Genomic DNA, 15385 nt, shown 5'->3' with positions numbered 1-15385 from the left:
TAAGTATTTAAACCACCTCGGACATTATTTACTGACGAGAAAATTCTTGCTTAATTTAATAGTTTTTAGTAGCAAGTGTGTCCTACATTTCATAGTATGTACTAATACTGTCTGTTATTACTTTTTCAAATTATCCTCCAGGCTTTACTATTTATACTAAGCGAACTTGAAAAAGATGCAAGCGTAAGCTAAAAAATAAAGGCTTGCAAATCTTTTTCAAGTGAGCACTAACCCTATATTTAACAAGCTTTTCAAAGGCTTGTTAAGGGTAATTATCACAGCAGTATTGATTATTACTTAAGATAAGAAAACCTAAGCTATATATAATCTAATTCTTATCGAAAGGAGTGCCAACATGTCTAATTCTTGTTTAGTTAACAGTCTCAAAGCATGTATAGGGCAGACAATTACTGTATTTACATCAAGCGGAGGTCTTTCAGGCGATGGCTTTACCGGCGTTTTAGCAAGCGTAGATTGCGGCTGCATAAAACTTATCGTATCTGTAGGTGCACCTCCAGCTTGTCCAATAGGTTCAAGCTGCAGTGGATTCGATGGCTGGGGACGCGGCAGAGGCGGCGGCTGTTCCTCAGGAAGCGGCTGGAATAATTGGAACAGCGGCTGGAACAACTGGAACAGCGGCTGGAATAACTGGAGTAACAGCTGGAATAACTGGGGCGGAAGCGGAAGCAGCTGTGACTGCGGCTGCGGATGCGGATGCTGCAAAGGATCCAATACAAGAGATTGCGGCTGCAATAACAACTGGATGGGCAGCGTATGTGAAATACCTATCTGCCAGATTGTTTGCTTCGCACGTACTTCTGTATAAAAAATATTTAGCAGCATTTAGCTTATTAAACCCTCATGCTATCGTATGAAGAAAATTAAGCTATGCTTAATTTTCTTCACGAATATATTTCACTAAAAGAAATGTATTCGCAGAACTTACGTTTAGGATTATTATACCTAATTCGCTCATATATGCTTTATATAAAGACTGCAATGGGCTGTCTCACTATTACATCAAAGACCATCCTGAAATTTTCAGGATGGTCTTATAATTTTTAACTATTTTTGATTATCAGCATAATATTTCTATTGTGTTATCTGCTTCTCTGATTATTTTATTAAGGTATTCTATTATATCGTTTTGGCCTTTTACTATATTATAGAGTTCACGGTAAATATAATCGTAATCTATGTCCTTATGTAGCATGTGCTTTTGAATATCATTAAGCTCAATATTTGTTATAAGCTCTAAAGAGTTCTGCACATTTCCCCTTTCTTCTTCGCAAAGCTTGGAAAATTCATTAAACTTATCGATCTGGCCTTTCGTTAAATAAATTTTGTTATCTGCTTTTTCTTTAAGTATATTTTCAATGCGAGCCAAACTGTTCTTTTTCTTATCTATAAGTTCCGAAATATACCTCTTGTTATGATCCATATCTGACATTATAGATTCTATATCCTTTTCCGTATATGCTTTATCAACGACATCATAATCTCTCTCAAGATTATCAAAGATTGCTGTCTTTGATTTATATAATTCATATGCTATAAGATTCACATCGTGTCTTTCTATTCCTGATAGCATAGACAAAACCAAAAGACCTCCAACGATTCTAATCATATTTTCTCCCTTCGTATATCAAAACAAAATATCAATATTTCTTAAGTAAATTTTATCTTAACTTAGCACTAATTATATAGTACCCTAAAGTTATTAATATTTTATTGATACTTTGTTAATATTCTGTAAATCAAACCCCACTTTCGTTGTGTAATTTGCTACAAAATACGTCAATTATACTTACCCTACCCTTTAATATACGAAAAATCGAAAGTAAGTCTTATTAATATCCACCTTCTTCCTTATTCAAGATGAATGATATAAAGCGCCTTTGTAAAGATCATACGGCAATTATCAAAAATCTGTATCCTCACAAAATCCTATTTGTTAAGTATACAGATATCGTCTGAATATTAAAAAGCATCACTCCTTTCTTATTTTAATAAAAATCGGCAAAGCATTGCCTTGCCGATATCTTAAGCTTTGTTAGAACATTCCGCCCATTAACATGAGCATTAAAAGCATGTTATTTCCTTGGAAAAGATCTGGAAAAAGCATCATCATTAATAAAAAGTTCATCATATTGTCTGAGCCGCCACTGTTTCCACAATTATATCCATGTACCATAATATTAGCCTCCTTAATATTTAAGCCTTTAAGGCTCTGTTTCATAGTACATTTTATGAATAGGCAAATAAATGTTGCCTGTCTATAAAATTAATTTTAAAATATTTCCATTTTAATTTTATCATGCACACTTTCCCAATAAAATTTGACTTTGTTTTACAAATTTGAATCTCACCCTTAAATTTACAGGGTATCTTTAAGAGATAATGTCAAATAGGAACAAAACCGTATATTCATAAGGGCGCAAAAACGCGATTTAGAAAAATATAATAATTCGTATTTTATAAAATTTCCTTTATTTGATTTATATTGAAAGCTTCATTATCTATTGCAGTATAAAGGCACTCCAAAGAAAATCCGTGTTTTTAAGTAATACAAAAGATACTTTACTTAGAAAACAGGGCAGATAGGGTTCAAATATGCCCTGTGAGCTTAGAGAGTACCTGTTCAAGATTAATGTACATAAATCTATATTTTCTTTAGAGAATCAGGGTTTATTCCTTCTTTAATTTAATAAGAAATTTACTGTAAGCACAGTTCCCTTGTTCTCCAGATGCATACCTTTTCACAATGAAAAAAAAAGAGCTGATGCAAAATTTATTTTGCATCAGTTCTTTTTCATCTAACTCTTATATCATTTTCAAATTCGCTTCTATATCTTAATTTTCAAGTTGATTTACTGTATAATCCAAAGGTCTTTCATTTATAATGCCAAAATGATACTTTATCGCTTCTACAATACGTCTTGAAGCAAAACCGTCGCCAAAGGGGTTTTTAGCAATTGCCATTTCCGAATATATTTTTTCATCATGGAGAAGGGTTGAAGCCATTTCATATATTTTATCTTCTTCAACACCGGCAATTTTAAGGGTTCCTGCTTCAACCCCTTCCGGTCTTTCCGTAACATTTCTGAGAACAAGAACAGGTTTACCCATTGACGGAACCTCTTCTTGAAGGCCGCCGGAATCTGTCATAACAAAATAAGATTTATTCATTAAGTTATGCATATCCTTTATATCAAGGGGATTCAGAAGATGTATTCTTTTATTTCCATCAAGAATTCTTTCCGCTGTTTCTCTTACAGCAGGGTTTGAATGGACAGGATATATAACTTCAATATCCTCATTATCTTCAACAATCCTTTTTACGGCTTTGCATATAGCCTCGAGGGGTTCACCAATATTTTCTCTCCTGTGGGCGGTCATGGTGATGATGCGCTTTCCTTCAAAGTTAATGTGATTTAAGGATTTCTCCATAAATTCATACTCATCTGAAATCGTAAGGCTTAAACAGTCGATTGCCGTATTTCCCGTAACAAAAATATTTTTTTCAGGGATATTCTCCTTTAAAAGATTATTCCTTGAATAAGGCGTAGGAGCAAAATATAAATCCGCTAAGGCGGTTGTAAGCTTTCTGTTCATTTCCTCAGGAAAGGGCTGATATTTATCGTATGTTCTAAGGCCTGCTTCTACATGCCCTACAGCTATCTTAGAATAAAAGGCCGCAAGCCCTGCCGCAAAGGTCGTGGTAGTGTCCCCATGCACAAGAACAAGGTCCGGTTTAAGCGCTTTAAATGCCCCTTCAAGGCCGATTAACGCCCTTGTGGTTATATCCGTAAGGGTTTGGCTCTTCTGCATGATATCAAGGTCCACGTTGGCCTTTAAATCAAATATATCCATCACCTGGTCAAGCATGTCCCTATGCTGGGCCGTTACGCAAACAAGGCTTTCAAGGCTTTCATCTTTTTCTATTTCTTTTATTAAAGGAGCCATTTTTATGGCCTCAGGACGTGTTCCAAAGACACTGAGCACTTTTACTTTCTTCATTTGCTGCCTCCCTGCAAGCTGAATTTCCTTAACACGTGTTCCCACTATATAAGCATACAGATAAAAGAGGTGGTATTTAGCCGACAAACTACTTATTCATACAGCGTAGGAAAAGTAGTATATACATTAGGAGATACTGACCCTGTGCGTAATAATGCTCTTTTAGATGCTTGTTTAGATTTGCGTGAACACAACCTTATTTAATCATAAGCCCTATAGAATATCAAGCCTTAATTTTCCTTTTAATAAAACCTTCATTATCAGACTTAAGGCTTTGCTACAGTTGGTCATTTAAGCGGTAAATTCCACTTAAACGAGTTTACTGTATAGTAAATTTATTATGAAGAAGCAGCAAAAGCCTATTCTCAGCAGGCTTATGGTTACCAAACAAAAATAAGTTTGATAACCATAAGAAAACGCTCACTTAAAAAGGGGTTACAGGCTTACAAATTGCCAAAAACTTAAGATATTTATTATAAGTATACTTAAAAACCCCTGTATTCACAGGGGTTTTGCTTATAATATTTTATACGCTCCAGCCTAAGCTTTCCTGCTGGATATGATAAAGTTTTTCATAAAGGCCTTTTTTAGCTATAAGCTCCTCATGGGTACCTTGTTCTTCAAGTCTGCCCTCTTGAAGGACGATTATTTTATCAGCCCCCACTATGGTTCTTAAGCGATGGGCTATTACAATAACGGTTTTGCCGTATATCAGCTTTGAAATAGCCTGCTGGATATATTCTTCATTTTCAGGGTCCAAAGAGGCTGTAGCCTCATCAAGAAGCACAATAGGGGCATTCTTTAAAAGGGCCCTTGCTATAGAGATTCTCTGGCGCTCTCCCCCTGAAAGGGTGCTTCCGTTTTCTCCGAGCATCGTATTATACCCTTCTGGAAGGAGATTTACAAAATCGTCACAGCATGCGGCCTTCGCGGCTTCCATAACCTCTTCTTCGGCGGCGTTTAAATTGCCTATACGGATATTGTTATAAATCGTGTCATTAAACAGAACAACATCTTGAAAAACAAAGGACATATAGCTCATTAAATGCTCGGGGTCAAGGGTTTTAACGTCTATTCCTCCGATTTTAACACACCCCTTATCCACATCCCAGAACCTGGCAATAAGTCTTGAAACGGTGCTCTTTCCGCAGCCGGAAGGCCCTACGAGAGCCGTAATCGAATCCGACGGAATGGAAAACGTAATATCTTTAATAACCGGCTCCTCCGTATCCTTTGCATTATAGCTGAAAGATACATTTTCAAATTCTATATTCCATTTAGTTACAGGCTTTTCTTCATCTCCCGTCATAATAGGTACGCCCATAAGGGTTCTCATACGCTCCGTCGATGTTCTGTGATAAAGAAGCTCCGGAAGAAGGGTAAGCTCTACAAGAATAGGTCCGTATATCCTTATTACTATTATAAAGAACATAAGCATAGGCACAAGCTCTATTTCTCCCTTTGTAAAAAGATAAGTACCGAGAAATACCGTGAGCCCTACGCCTGATTGGAGAATGACCTGAGCTCCTGTTACGAATGTTCCCGTTACGACTTCCATTCTGATAGCCATATCCATCATATGCTTTAATGCATTGTCCAAAGCCGCAAATTTAGAGCCGTCAAGACCACAGGCCTTTATCACCTTTATGCCCTCTAAATATTCCTGAACCTGGCCTGAGGCCTTAAGCTTTGCTTCAACATGCTTTTCACTCAGCTTTCTCTGTATCTTTCTGCTTCCCAGTATTACAAAAAATGCTACAGGAACCGTAATGAATACGGCAAGGGCAAGCCTCCAGTCAAAAGCCGCTATCATAAGGCATATTAAAGTTATTGAAATAGCGTTTGCCAGAAGCTGAGGAATGATATGGCTTAAAACATGCTCCGTCGTCGAACAGTCAGCCATGATATTTGTCGTAAGCTCCGATAAATCCTTGGAGTTAAAAAAGCTCATAGGCAGCTTTCTGATATGCTCTGCTATACGTATTCTTGAAACCTCTGCTTCCATGTAGGAAGTAACATAGGTTTTTTTATAATCATTTTTGCTTGCTATAAATACGATAATTGCAGAGAGTACTCCAAGGCCGAACAATATCCACATTTTCTGCCAGGAAAGCTCCTGCCCCATAAGAGGCTTCAAAAGCTCTGCAAGAAGCTGTATGGTAACAGTAAAGGGAAGCATTAATGAAAAGTTTGTAAGGGTACAGGCAAAAATAGCCTTTTTAAGGTCTGAATACCCTTTATCTGTAAGCATAAGGGCATTTTTTAATCTATGCATAAGCCTCGCCCTCCTTTCTGCTCATTTTCCAGTCGAGAGTTTTTGAATAAGTCGTCCACATATGGTAATATTTCCCCTTCTGGTCCAGAAGCTCCTGGTGGGTTCCTTCTTCTATGAGGGCTCCCTTATCCATTACAATTATTTTATCTGCGCTTCTTATGGTAGATAACCTATGGGCAATCATGATAACGGTTTTACCCTTCATAAGCTTCTCAAAGGCTTTTTGTATTAAATACTCGTTTTCCGGGTCTGAAAATGCTGTAGCCTCGTCAAGGACTATAATAGGGGCATCCTTAACGATTGCTCTTGCTATGGCTATTCTCTGCTGCTCTCCGCCTGAAAGGTGGACGCCTCTTGTACCTATTACAGTATGGTATTTCTTCGGCAGCTTTTCTATAAACTCATGGCACTGAGCCGCCTTTGCGGCAGCGATTACCTCTTCGTCTGTGGCATTTTGATTGCCAAGCCTTATGTTATCCATGATGCTCTGTTTAAAAAGGAATACATCCTGAAAAACAAAACTCACCTTTTCCATAAGGTACGCTGAGCTCATGTCCCTTATATCCACTCCGCCTATTTTTATGCTTCCGGCCGTAATATCAAAAAACCGCGGTATAAGATGGGCAATGGTGGTTTTTCCTCCGCCTGACGGGCCGACAATAGCCGTTATCTGATTTTTTTGCGCTTTAAAGGAAACACCGGACAAAGCCTCGTTTTCCTGATTGATATAAGAAAATGAAACATTATCGAATATAATATCATAATCATCTATGGTTTTCGGGTTTTCAGGCTGCTTAAGATGAGGCGTATAAAGGATTTCATCCATTCTTTCAACACCGCCTACAATCTGCATTCCACTGCTTGAAACGTACATAATTTTAAGCATTATTGACGCTATGGAAGGAACAAATATGAGATAAAAAATAAAATTACCGGCATAAGCAGTATAGTCAGAAGCCTTCATGCCGACGAGTATTCCCACGGGAATGATAAAAAGATATATATTATTTATAAGAGTTACAAATGCCGACATATAATTTTCCCAGCTTAAAGTATAAGGGATTACCATTTTCGTATATTCCTTTATGGCGTCATGCATTCTCCTAAAGGAATACACCGTCTGCCGAAAAGCCTTTACAACGGTGATGCCCCTTATGTATTCAACGGAAGCATTATTCATATCCTCAAGAGAATTCTGATAATTATCCATCATAATCTTTGCCCCTTGATTTCCATAGGCCTTAATTTGAATCATAAAGGCAATGATAATGCCTAAAATTGCAGAAAGGCCGAATCTCCAGTCAACTGCAAGAAGGATGATAAACATAACGACAGGCGCAACTAAAGACGCAACTAAATCGGGAAGCTGATGGGCAATAAAGCCTTCAATCTTCTCTATATTTTCATCCATTATTTTTCTGAGTTTTCCGCTTCCTGTAAGAACATGGAACCCTAAAGGCACCCTTGCCAAATGAGAAGCAAAGTTTACTTTCAGCTCATACAATGTTCCGAAAGCCGCAAGATGAGAAAACATCAAAGCGGCAAAATAAAGCAATATATTAAGGACGATTCCGCCGAAGGCGGCCCAGCCAAGGCTTATTACTTTGGAAGTATCCAGCGCCGAGAAGTTGGGATAGGCTTTCATAACTTCCATAACCACGTAATAAATTACAATATGAGGAATGAATGATGCTACTGAAGCAAGAGCCGACAATATTACAGACAAAACAATAAACGTCTTTTTCGTCGCGGCAAGCTCTAAAAGCCTAGACATTCCTTTCTTAGGCTCTGAAGCCCCTTTGTCTTTTTCTTTCATTGTTAAACCCCTCTTTTTATTGAATATTTTCCGGGTTCATAATCTATCTGCCAAAAATAAAATTTAAGAATAGGGCTTATATTGTCAATTTATTTTTATTCCGCCATAGATATATAACTTTAAATAGCTTTAAATACAGTAAAAGTAAATTGACAACAGCAGTATTTCCTATTACAGTTATCAAACTTAAATTTAAGTTTAATAACTGTAATAGGGCACTCACTTAAAAAATTTACAAGCTTACCTTTGCATCTTTTTCCATATTTATTTAGTATAAGTTCACTGTACTGAGAAAATTTCCCTGTAAGCCTTCTATTCTTGCGACTGCTATATAAAATGATCTCCCTCCCCTTCTTCATATTTTCGGCAGATAGTTAGCTAAACCTAACTTAGTTGAGTTTAACATTTTTTATATCATTTTGCAATGTTCATTTTTATTATTAATAAAGTTTTTATTAGAATAGAAAAAACCGGCTTTAAAGCCGGTTTTTTAATGAATTTCTTTCAAAGAAGTAACTAAAATTTATTTACTAAAGATTCAAAAATACGTGTTTTTGCAGAAAACGATACATTTTGAGCCTATATATAGTCAATTTGCTTTTATACTCCAATAAGCATTTGGCTGCAGAGGGTATAAGCAAATTGATAATGCTACTATTTTACATGAATTCAAGGGATACACTGTTTTGTTACTGTTTAAATTTATTATATATTATAATCCCTTATCTTCTATAAATTGTTTTGCTACGTCTTCTATAGACATTTTCTGCCCGTCAACCATATAGTTATATTTTATCATATCTTCTTCTGTTGCACAGTCTTTGAGGCCTTTAAGCGCTTCTTCTATTTCAGGGTGCTTCTCAAGAGTATCTTTTCTTACAACCGGTGCACAGTAATAAGAAGGGAAAAACTGCTTATCGTCTTCAAGAACCGTAAGGTCATATTCATATAAAAGTCCGTCTGTTGTGTAGACATTGGCTACATCTATGCTTCCCTGATTAATTGATTGGTATATGATACTTACGTCCATTTGAAGGGTATCTTTAAAATCATATCCGTAAAGCTCACACATAGGGTAATATCCGTCTTCCCTGTCAAGATATCCGTGTTCTGCACCGTAAACCAAGTCTTTGGTAAATGCTGCAAGGTCACTGTTGGTTTTAATATTATTCGCTTCCGCAAAATCTGTTCTTATGGCGTTTGCATAGGTATTATTAAACCCAAAGCTTTCAAGCCATATAAGATCAAATTGCTTTTCATATTCTTCCTTTACTACATTGTATGCTTCTACAGGGTCACTTATGGGATCAAGCTTTAAATAGTGGATTAATGCTCCGCCGGTATAATCCGGGAAAATATCAATCTCTCCGCTTCTTACACCTTCAAAGGCTACGGCAGCAGCTAAATTGTTTTTTCTCTCTATATTTAAATCCGTGTTTTTTTCAAGAAGCTGGGCTATAATTTCCGACGTCAACAGAGCTTCCGTATAGTTTTTTCCGCCTACTACCACAGTATCTCCGGACTTTCCGCATCCTGACCATAAAAGCGAAGCAGAAAGTATCATCACCGTTATTAAAAATCCTTTTAATTTCATCATAAATTTCCTCCTTTTTATAGCCGCCTAGCCTTTATAGTGAAATTGTTTCAAGGCAGTAACAAAAGCCTATTTTCCATAAACGGCTTAATATAATAGAAACACTTATAGTAAGCTGTTCATGGTCAACAAAAATCTTTGTTAACTATGAAAGAATGTTCCCCTAGCTTCACTGTAAGTATTTTCAGTATCACTAAGTATAAAACACATGGATTTTGTTACGGCAATTAAATTATTTTACTATAAATAAGACCGGCAACAGTGCCTGTTTACGTATTTTTATATTTCAAATGCTATTTTGAAATATGCAATCTATCTTCCAGCCTGTTAAGGAAAAAATCTGTTCCTACGGCCATAATAAATATGGGGATTGCTCCAGTTAGAATCATTCTCATATCTACCGTCTGGGTTCCTCTGTAAATATAGCCCCCAAGGCCCCCTCCTCCGACAAGAACGGCAATAGTCACGATTCCGTATGCCGTTATTAAGGATACCCGTATGCCTGAAAGTATTACGGGAAAGGCATTAGGAAGCTCTACCTGAAAAAGAAGCTGTAATTTATTCATACCCATTCCCCTGCCTGCTTCAAGTAAGGCCTTGGGTACTTCTTTAAGGGCTGTATAGGTATTTCTAACAATAGGAAGAAGAGAATACAGGAAAATAGCCGCAACGGCCGTCGAATTGCCAAGGCCGAAAACCATCATCAAAAGCGCAAGCATTGCAAGGGAAGGTATTGTCTGTAAAATTTCAGCGACCCCTATAACAATACCTGAAAGGATTTGTATCCTTGTAAGGATTATCCCCAGCACAACCCCTATAAAAGCCGCGAGGAAAACGCCTCCCCATGAAATAAGAATATGTGAAACTGTTCTTGCTATAAGCACATTCATAAGCGGCCTCCTTTCTAAGTTCTCATACCTCTTGGCGTCGACATTTTAGCAATAAATCCTATGGCAAAGCTTGTAAAAACTGCCAAAATACATGCCGGAACTGCTCCTAGCAGTATCATGGAATAATTATAGGTCTGTATTCCTGTATATATAAGGTCCCCAAGACCTCCTGCGCCCACAAGGGCGGCCACCGTAGACCAGCTGATAATATAAACAGCGGAAATCTGTATGCCCGATATGATTATAGGTCTTGCAAGGGGGAGCTCAACCTGAATTAAAGACTGAACCGTATTCATCCCCATACCTTTTGCCGCAAGAATATATTGCTCGGGTATTTCAGATATTCCCGTATAAGTATTTCTTAATATAGGAAAAACAGAGTATATAATAAGAACAATAAGCGCCGTTCTCATTCCTATTCCTAATAGGGGTAAAGCGATACCGAACATTACCATACTGGGAATCGTCTGAAATATGCCCGAAATGCCAAGAACCTTTGAAGAAATTTTCGGGTATCTTGTAAGTATGATTCCGAGTGGTACGGCAATAAAAATTCCAATAATAACAGCCATGAAGGATAGCCTCAAATGTATTCCCAATGCATTTATTAAAGCGCCTTTATTTCTTGCAAAGAAAACAGCAAAATTATTCATCTTCATCACCTCGCCATACAATGCCGGCAAGTGCCCTAACCATAGTGGTTTTCGTAACTACTCCGCAGACTCTGTTATCATCATCCACTGCCACAAGAAGCTGCCCCTTTTCTTCAACAATAAGGTCAAAAGCATCTTGAGCCGGGGAATTAATGTTTATGGAAGATATGTTTTTAAGCTCTAAATCTCCTATTGTTCTTGCTCTTTGCTCTCCGCTTCCAATTGCTCTTATTTCTTCTACGGTTATAACGCCTTCAAGCTTCATATCATCGTCTACAACAATCAAAGTATCTACATTTCTTTTTCGCATAAGGGCTATGCTTTCATTGATTCCCTTATCCTTTGTGGTGGTTACTGCATTGGGATTCATGATTTCATTGACCTTTTCGATTTCATAATTATTATTCATATGCTTTTTGCCTATGAACTCCTGTACAAAATCATTGGCAGGCTTTGAAAGCAGCCTCTCCGGCGATGCCTCCTGCTCTATTTTCCCATCCTTCATAAGCACAATGACGTCTGCAAGCTTAATGGCCTCATCCATGTCATGAGTAACAAATATTATGGTTATTCCAAGCTTTTTCTGAAGCTTTTTAATTTCGTCTTGAAGAAGGTCTCTTGTGATAGGGTCAAGGGCCCCGAAAGGTTCATCCATCAGAAGCAGCGGCGGTTCTATGGCAAGGGCGCGAAGTACGCCGATTCTCTGCTGCTGCCCGCCGCTTAATTCCGAAGGATAGCGATTCACATATTCGGAAGGATTCATTCCCACCATGTTCAGAAGCTCTTCTGCCCTTTCTCTTCTCTTGTTTTTATCCCACCCTAAAAGCTTTGGCACAACCTCGATGTTCTGGCCTATAGTCATATTGGGAAAAAGACCTATCTGCTGTATCACATAACCAATCTGCCTTCTCAAATTAACAGGATTAAGCTCTGAAATCTTCTTTCCTTCTATGTAGATTTCTCCCGATGTAGGGTCTATAAGCCTGTTTACCATCTTTAAAGTCGTGGTTTTACCGCAGCCGCTTGGTCCGATTAATACTGTAAACTGGCCCTTCGGTATTTCAAGGTTCAAATCCTCTATAATGATTTTTCCTCCATAGGATTTTTTTACATTTTCAAACTTAACCATCAGCACCCCTCCTTAAAAAGGTTTCTTAATAAATTTCTGCAGCTTGATTCCTACTAAGCTCTATATTTTCACCTTTTTTATCGATAATTTGTAAAGTAACAACTTATATGATACACTAAGGTTGTCACTATGTCAAATCAGCTTACTGATTTTTTACCTATAAAATTAAGTATTTATTTCATAAAATGCATATAATATTTTAAAAAATTCACAAAACTTTTTAGTCTATTTGTCAGAAGCAATTCTCAAAATTTAAAATTTACAGTATCAATTAAATTTATTTTTCATCCAGGATTAATGTTTTTTGAGAAGCATCCATAATGTAATTGTAAGTTTTATCCAAAATGAAAATTTTATTTTCCTATAATAATTTTTACTTATTCATAAAATATTGCTGAAGCTTATTCAAAGGGCATTTCTTGCAAAAACCGCTTCCATATGATACAATCCAGCTAATGCAAAAGTCCTTTGTTTTGTAGTAATTAAGTAGTTTTTTTGTATCAAAAAATAACAATTTTTAATTTGAATATCAAACGCCTATCATAAAGTTACAGCTTGTAAATTTTTATCCTCAGGCGGTTTCAAAAATAAACATTTCTTAAATAATTTTGCTTTATACCTGGTCTTGTAAAAATACTTCGCAAAGGAATTGGAATATAAATGAATCAGGATAAAATGTTTCCTCTATATGACAGAATAGCCTTAGATATAGCCATGAGAATCGCTATAGGAGAGCTTAAAGAAAATTCAAAAATATACGGTCGTTCCGTCATGAGCTCTGAATACGGGGTTTCCCCCGAAACCATACGAAGGGCTTTAAAGCAGCTTGCCGATAAGGGCATTATTGAAATAAAGCAAAACAGCGGTGCAACAGTAATTTCCCAGCAAAAAGCCAACGAATATATTCTTCAATTTAAAGAAAACCAAAATACCCGTTCTTTGCAGAAAAAGCTAAAATCCCTACTGGAAGAACAGGAAGAAATTCATTTAAAAATAAGAGAAACCATAAACGACCTTATTGAAACAAACCATCGCTTTCCCCGGAATAATCCTTTTCAGTCTTATGAGGTTATGGTTCCTGAAAACTCTCCTGTATCGGGGAAAACCCTTTCTGAAATCAATTTCTGGCATGAAACCGGTGCTACAGTAGTTGCCATATACAGAGACGACAATACTTTTGTGTCTCCGGGGCCTTACTCAAAACTTATGGAAAAGGATAGAATTATTTTCGTAGGGGATATATCCACAATAGCCACAGTAGAAGAGCTTTTGAAGGGAAGATAGACATGAATATTGCTGTGGAAACAGCTTATGTGCTTATTGCCTATATGGAAAATAAAGTGTAAAATATAAATAGCATTTATTTGCTTTAACACGAAACGTACTTAATTTACTTATGCAAAATATTGAGGAGGTAAATAATGAATATTGACAGAAAGCTGTTAGTTGATTTGTTTTTAAAATTTGTTTCCTACGACACAACATCGGATCCTGAATCTAAAACAGTTCCTTCTACTCAAAGGCAAATGGATTTTGCAAAAATACTTGCTGAGGACTGTAAAAACCTGGGCCTTTCAGATGTAAAGGTGCACGATGCAGGTTATGTAACTCTTACCCTTCCTTCAAATATTGACAGAAAGGTTCCGACAGTAGGCTTTATGGCTCATCATGATACGGTTAATGCAGCTTCCGGCGAAAACATTAAGCCTCAGATCATAGAAAATTACGACGGAAAAGACATTAAGCTTGGAGATAGCCTCATTCTTTCTCCAAAGGAATTTGTAAGCTTGAATAAATATATAGGGCAAGACCTTATAACAACCGACGGCACAACCCTCTTAGGCGCCGACGATAAAGCAGGCATTGCGGAAATCTTAGCGGCCCTTGTATATTTAGTGAATAATCCTGAAATTAAGCATGGCGATGTAAGAGTGGCCTTCAATCAAGACGAAGAAATCGGAACAGGCATGGACCATTTTGACGCCAAAGACTTTGCGGCAGATTTCGCCTATACCATAGACGGCGGAGAACTTGGAGAATTTACTTACGAAACATTTAACGCTGCTAAAGCAAAAATCACAATCACAGGCAAAAGCGTTCACCCAGGCAGCGCAAAAGGCCTTATGGTTAACGCAGGGCTTCTTGCGGCAGAATTTATCCAAAGCTTTCCTGAAAATGAAACTCCTGCAACAACAGAAGGCTATCAGGGCTATTACCATATTAACGGAGGAAGCATGTCCTGTGAAAAGGCCGTTTTAGACTATATGATAAGAGATTTTGACAAGGCTAAATTTGAGGAAAGAAAGCAATACCTGACAAACAAAGTAGCCGAATTCAACCAAAAGTATGACGGCGCATTTAAAATGGTTATGCAGGACCAATATTATAACATGCTTGAAGTTCTGAAAGATAAACCCGAAGTTCTTGAGCTTGCTCAAAAGGCCATGAAAGAAGTAGGCGTAACGCCCAATGTAGTCCCCATCAGAGGCGGTACAGACGGAAGCAAGCTTTCCTTCATGGGAACGCCTTGTCCTAATATATTCACCGGCGGGCATAATTTCCATGGCCCTTATGAATATGTTTGCATTCAGTCCATGATAAAAGCAAGCGAAACTATTGTTAAAATCATTGAGCTTGTTGAAAAAACAAATTAATGCGTGTTTTATTTTAAAATCAGGGTAAAATATGACCGTAAGCTTTAATTACGGCATATATTATAGAAAGAATTTATTGCTGTTATAAAATAAATCTCATTTAAAAATAATCCTGTTTGACAAAATTAAAAAGCTCTGATATTATATTAAAATATCTGATAAAGCGAAGAAAAATGTAAAAGGCTGTATGGTTACAATATAGAGAGCAGGCCGGAGGGTGAAAGGTTTGCAGAACATGCTGCTATATACGCATTTTGAGCATGGATTTCCACGTGTTCCGCACGTTACAGCGGCCCAGAGGCGATTTTTTTCGCAAAGTAAGGTGGTACCGTGAGCAGCGCTCACCCTTATAGG

General features: G+C 37.2%; 12 protein-coding genes. 3 read left to right on the top strand and 9 right to left on the bottom strand.

Translation table 11 applies throughout. The features are described from left to right. The first annotated feature begins 355 nt into the window (after nt 1–355). Complete coding sequence (locus NBX03_RS04615) at nt 356–826, top strand: hypothetical protein (protein WP_250229579.1); 471 nt, start codon at nt 356–358, stop codon at nt 824–826. 252 nt (nt 827–1078) lie between these two features. Here the strand turns inward: NBX03_RS04615 and NBX03_RS04610 are convergent, their stop codons facing one another. From NBX03_RS04610 to NBX03_RS04570, 9 genes are all read right to left on the bottom strand, one after another. Continuing rightward, the gene (locus NBX03_RS04610) at nt 1079–1627 is read right to left on the bottom strand and encodes a hypothetical protein (RefSeq protein ID WP_250229578.1); all 549 of its coding nucleotides are present in this window, start codon (nt 1625–1627) and stop codon (nt 1079–1081) included. A 426-nt stretch (nt 1628–2053) separates the two neighbouring features. Beyond that, a complete protein-coding gene (locus NBX03_RS04605) occupies nt 2054–2194 on the bottom strand; it encodes a hypothetical protein (protein ID WP_250229577.1) in 141 nt (46 codons plus the stop codon). Between the two features lie 659 nt (nt 2195–2853). Beyond that, the gene (gene wecB, locus NBX03_RS04600) at nt 2854–4020 is read right to left on the bottom strand and encodes a non-hydrolyzing UDP-N-acetylglucosamine 2-epimerase (RefSeq protein WP_250229576.1); all 1167 of its coding nucleotides are present in this window, start codon (nt 4018–4020) and stop codon (nt 2854–2856) included. A gap of 526 nt (nt 4021–4546) precedes the next feature. Further along, nucleotides 4547–6295, bottom strand: a complete 1749-nt coding sequence (locus NBX03_RS04595; protein WP_250229575.1) for an ABC transporter ATP-binding protein — start codon at nt 6293–6295, stop codon at nt 4547–4549. Continuing rightward, nucleotides 6288–8111 carry an ABC transporter ATP-binding protein gene (locus tag NBX03_RS04590; protein ID WP_250229574.1) on the bottom strand — a complete coding sequence of 608 codons (1824 nt, stop codon included), beginning with the start codon at nt 8109–8111 and terminating at the stop codon, nt 6288–6290. The genes NBX03_RS04595 and NBX03_RS04590 overlap by 8 nt, the downstream gene beginning before the upstream one ends. Nucleotides 8112–8823: 712 nt before the next feature. Then, entirely contained in the window at nt 8824–9708 is an 885-nt protein-coding gene (locus tag NBX03_RS04585; protein ID WP_250229573.1) for an ABC transporter substrate-binding protein, read from the bottom strand. Between the two features lie 290 nt (nt 9709–9998). Beyond that, nucleotides 9999–10595 carry an ABC transporter permease gene (locus tag NBX03_RS04580; RefSeq protein WP_250229572.1) on the bottom strand — a complete coding sequence of 199 codons (597 nt, stop codon included), beginning with the start codon at nt 10593–10595 and terminating at the stop codon, nt 9999–10001. Between the two features lie 14 nt (nt 10596–10609). Further along, a complete protein-coding gene (locus NBX03_RS04575) occupies nt 10610–11248 on the bottom strand; it encodes an ABC transporter permease (RefSeq protein WP_250229571.1) in 639 nt (212 codons plus the stop codon). Beyond that, a complete protein-coding gene (locus NBX03_RS04570) occupies nt 11241–12377 on the bottom strand; it encodes an ABC transporter ATP-binding protein (protein WP_250229570.1) in 1137 nt (378 codons plus the stop codon). The genes NBX03_RS04575 and NBX03_RS04570 overlap by 8 nt, the downstream gene beginning before the upstream one ends. Before the next feature lie 660 nt (nt 12378–13037). Between NBX03_RS04570 and NBX03_RS04565 the strand changes: the two genes are divergently transcribed. Then, nucleotides 13038–13661, top strand: a complete 624-nt coding sequence (locus NBX03_RS04565; RefSeq protein WP_250229569.1) for a TrkA C-terminal domain-containing protein — start codon at nt 13038–13040, stop codon at nt 13659–13661. A gap of 137 nt (nt 13662–13798) precedes the next feature. Beyond that, complete coding sequence (gene pepT, locus NBX03_RS04560) at nt 13799–15031, top strand: peptidase T (RefSeq protein WP_250229568.1); 1233 nt, start codon at nt 13799–13801, stop codon at nt 15029–15031. Nucleotides 15032–15385 lie beyond the last annotated feature (354 nt).

Source organism: Anaeropeptidivorans aminofermentans, from assembly GCF_940670685.1.
In the GTDB taxonomy this organism is placed as follows: Bacteria; Bacillota; Clostridia; order Lachnospirales; family UBA5962; genus Anaeropeptidivorans; species Anaeropeptidivorans aminofermentans.
Note: the sequence above shows the minus strand (reverse complement) of the source record. Positions and strands in the feature narration are given on the sequence as shown.

Excerpts from the sequence above, each read along its gene's own strand:
- NBX03_RS04575 (WP_250229571.1), bottom strand. The coding sequence starts at position 11,248 with ATGAATAATTTTGCTGTTTTCTTTGCAAGAAATAAAGGCGCTTTAATA.
- NBX03_RS04595 (WP_250229575.1), bottom strand. The coding sequence starts at position 6,295 with ATGCATAGATTAAAAAATGCCCTTATGCTTACAGATAAAGGGTATTCA.
- wecB (WP_250229576.1), bottom strand. The coding sequence starts at position 4,020 with ATGAAGAAAGTAAAAGTGCTCAGTGTCTTTGGAACACGTCCTGAGGCC.
- NBX03_RS04610 (WP_250229578.1), bottom strand. The coding sequence starts at position 1,627 with ATGATTAGAATCGTTGGAGGTCTTTTGGTTTTGTCTATGCTATCAGGA.
- NBX03_RS04570 (WP_250229570.1), bottom strand. The coding sequence starts at position 12,377 with ATGGTTAAGTTTGAAAATGTAAAAAAATCCTATGGAGGAAAAATCATT.
- NBX03_RS04580 (WP_250229572.1), bottom strand. The coding sequence starts at position 10,595 with ATGAATGTGCTTATAGCAAGAACAGTTTCACATATTCTTATTTCATGG.
- NBX03_RS04565 (WP_250229569.1), top strand. The coding sequence starts at position 13,038 with ATGAATCAGGATAAAATGTTTCCTCTATATGACAGAATAGCCTTAGAT.
- pepT (WP_250229568.1), top strand. The coding sequence starts at position 13,799 with ATGAATATTGACAGAAAGCTGTTAGTTGATTTGTTTTTAAAATTTGTT.
- NBX03_RS04590 (WP_250229574.1), bottom strand. The coding sequence starts at position 8,111 with ATGAAAGAAAAAGACAAAGGGGCTTCAGAGCCTAAGAAAGGAATGTCT.
- NBX03_RS04615 (WP_250229579.1), top strand. The coding sequence starts at position 356 with ATGTCTAATTCTTGTTTAGTTAACAGTCTCAAAGCATGTATAGGGCAG.
- NBX03_RS04605 (WP_250229577.1), bottom strand. The coding sequence starts at position 2,194 with ATGGTACATGGATATAATTGTGGAAACAGTGGCGGCTCAGACAATATG.
- NBX03_RS04585 (WP_250229573.1), bottom strand. The coding sequence starts at position 9,708 with ATGATGAAATTAAAAGGATTTTTAATAACGGTGATGATACTTTCTGCT.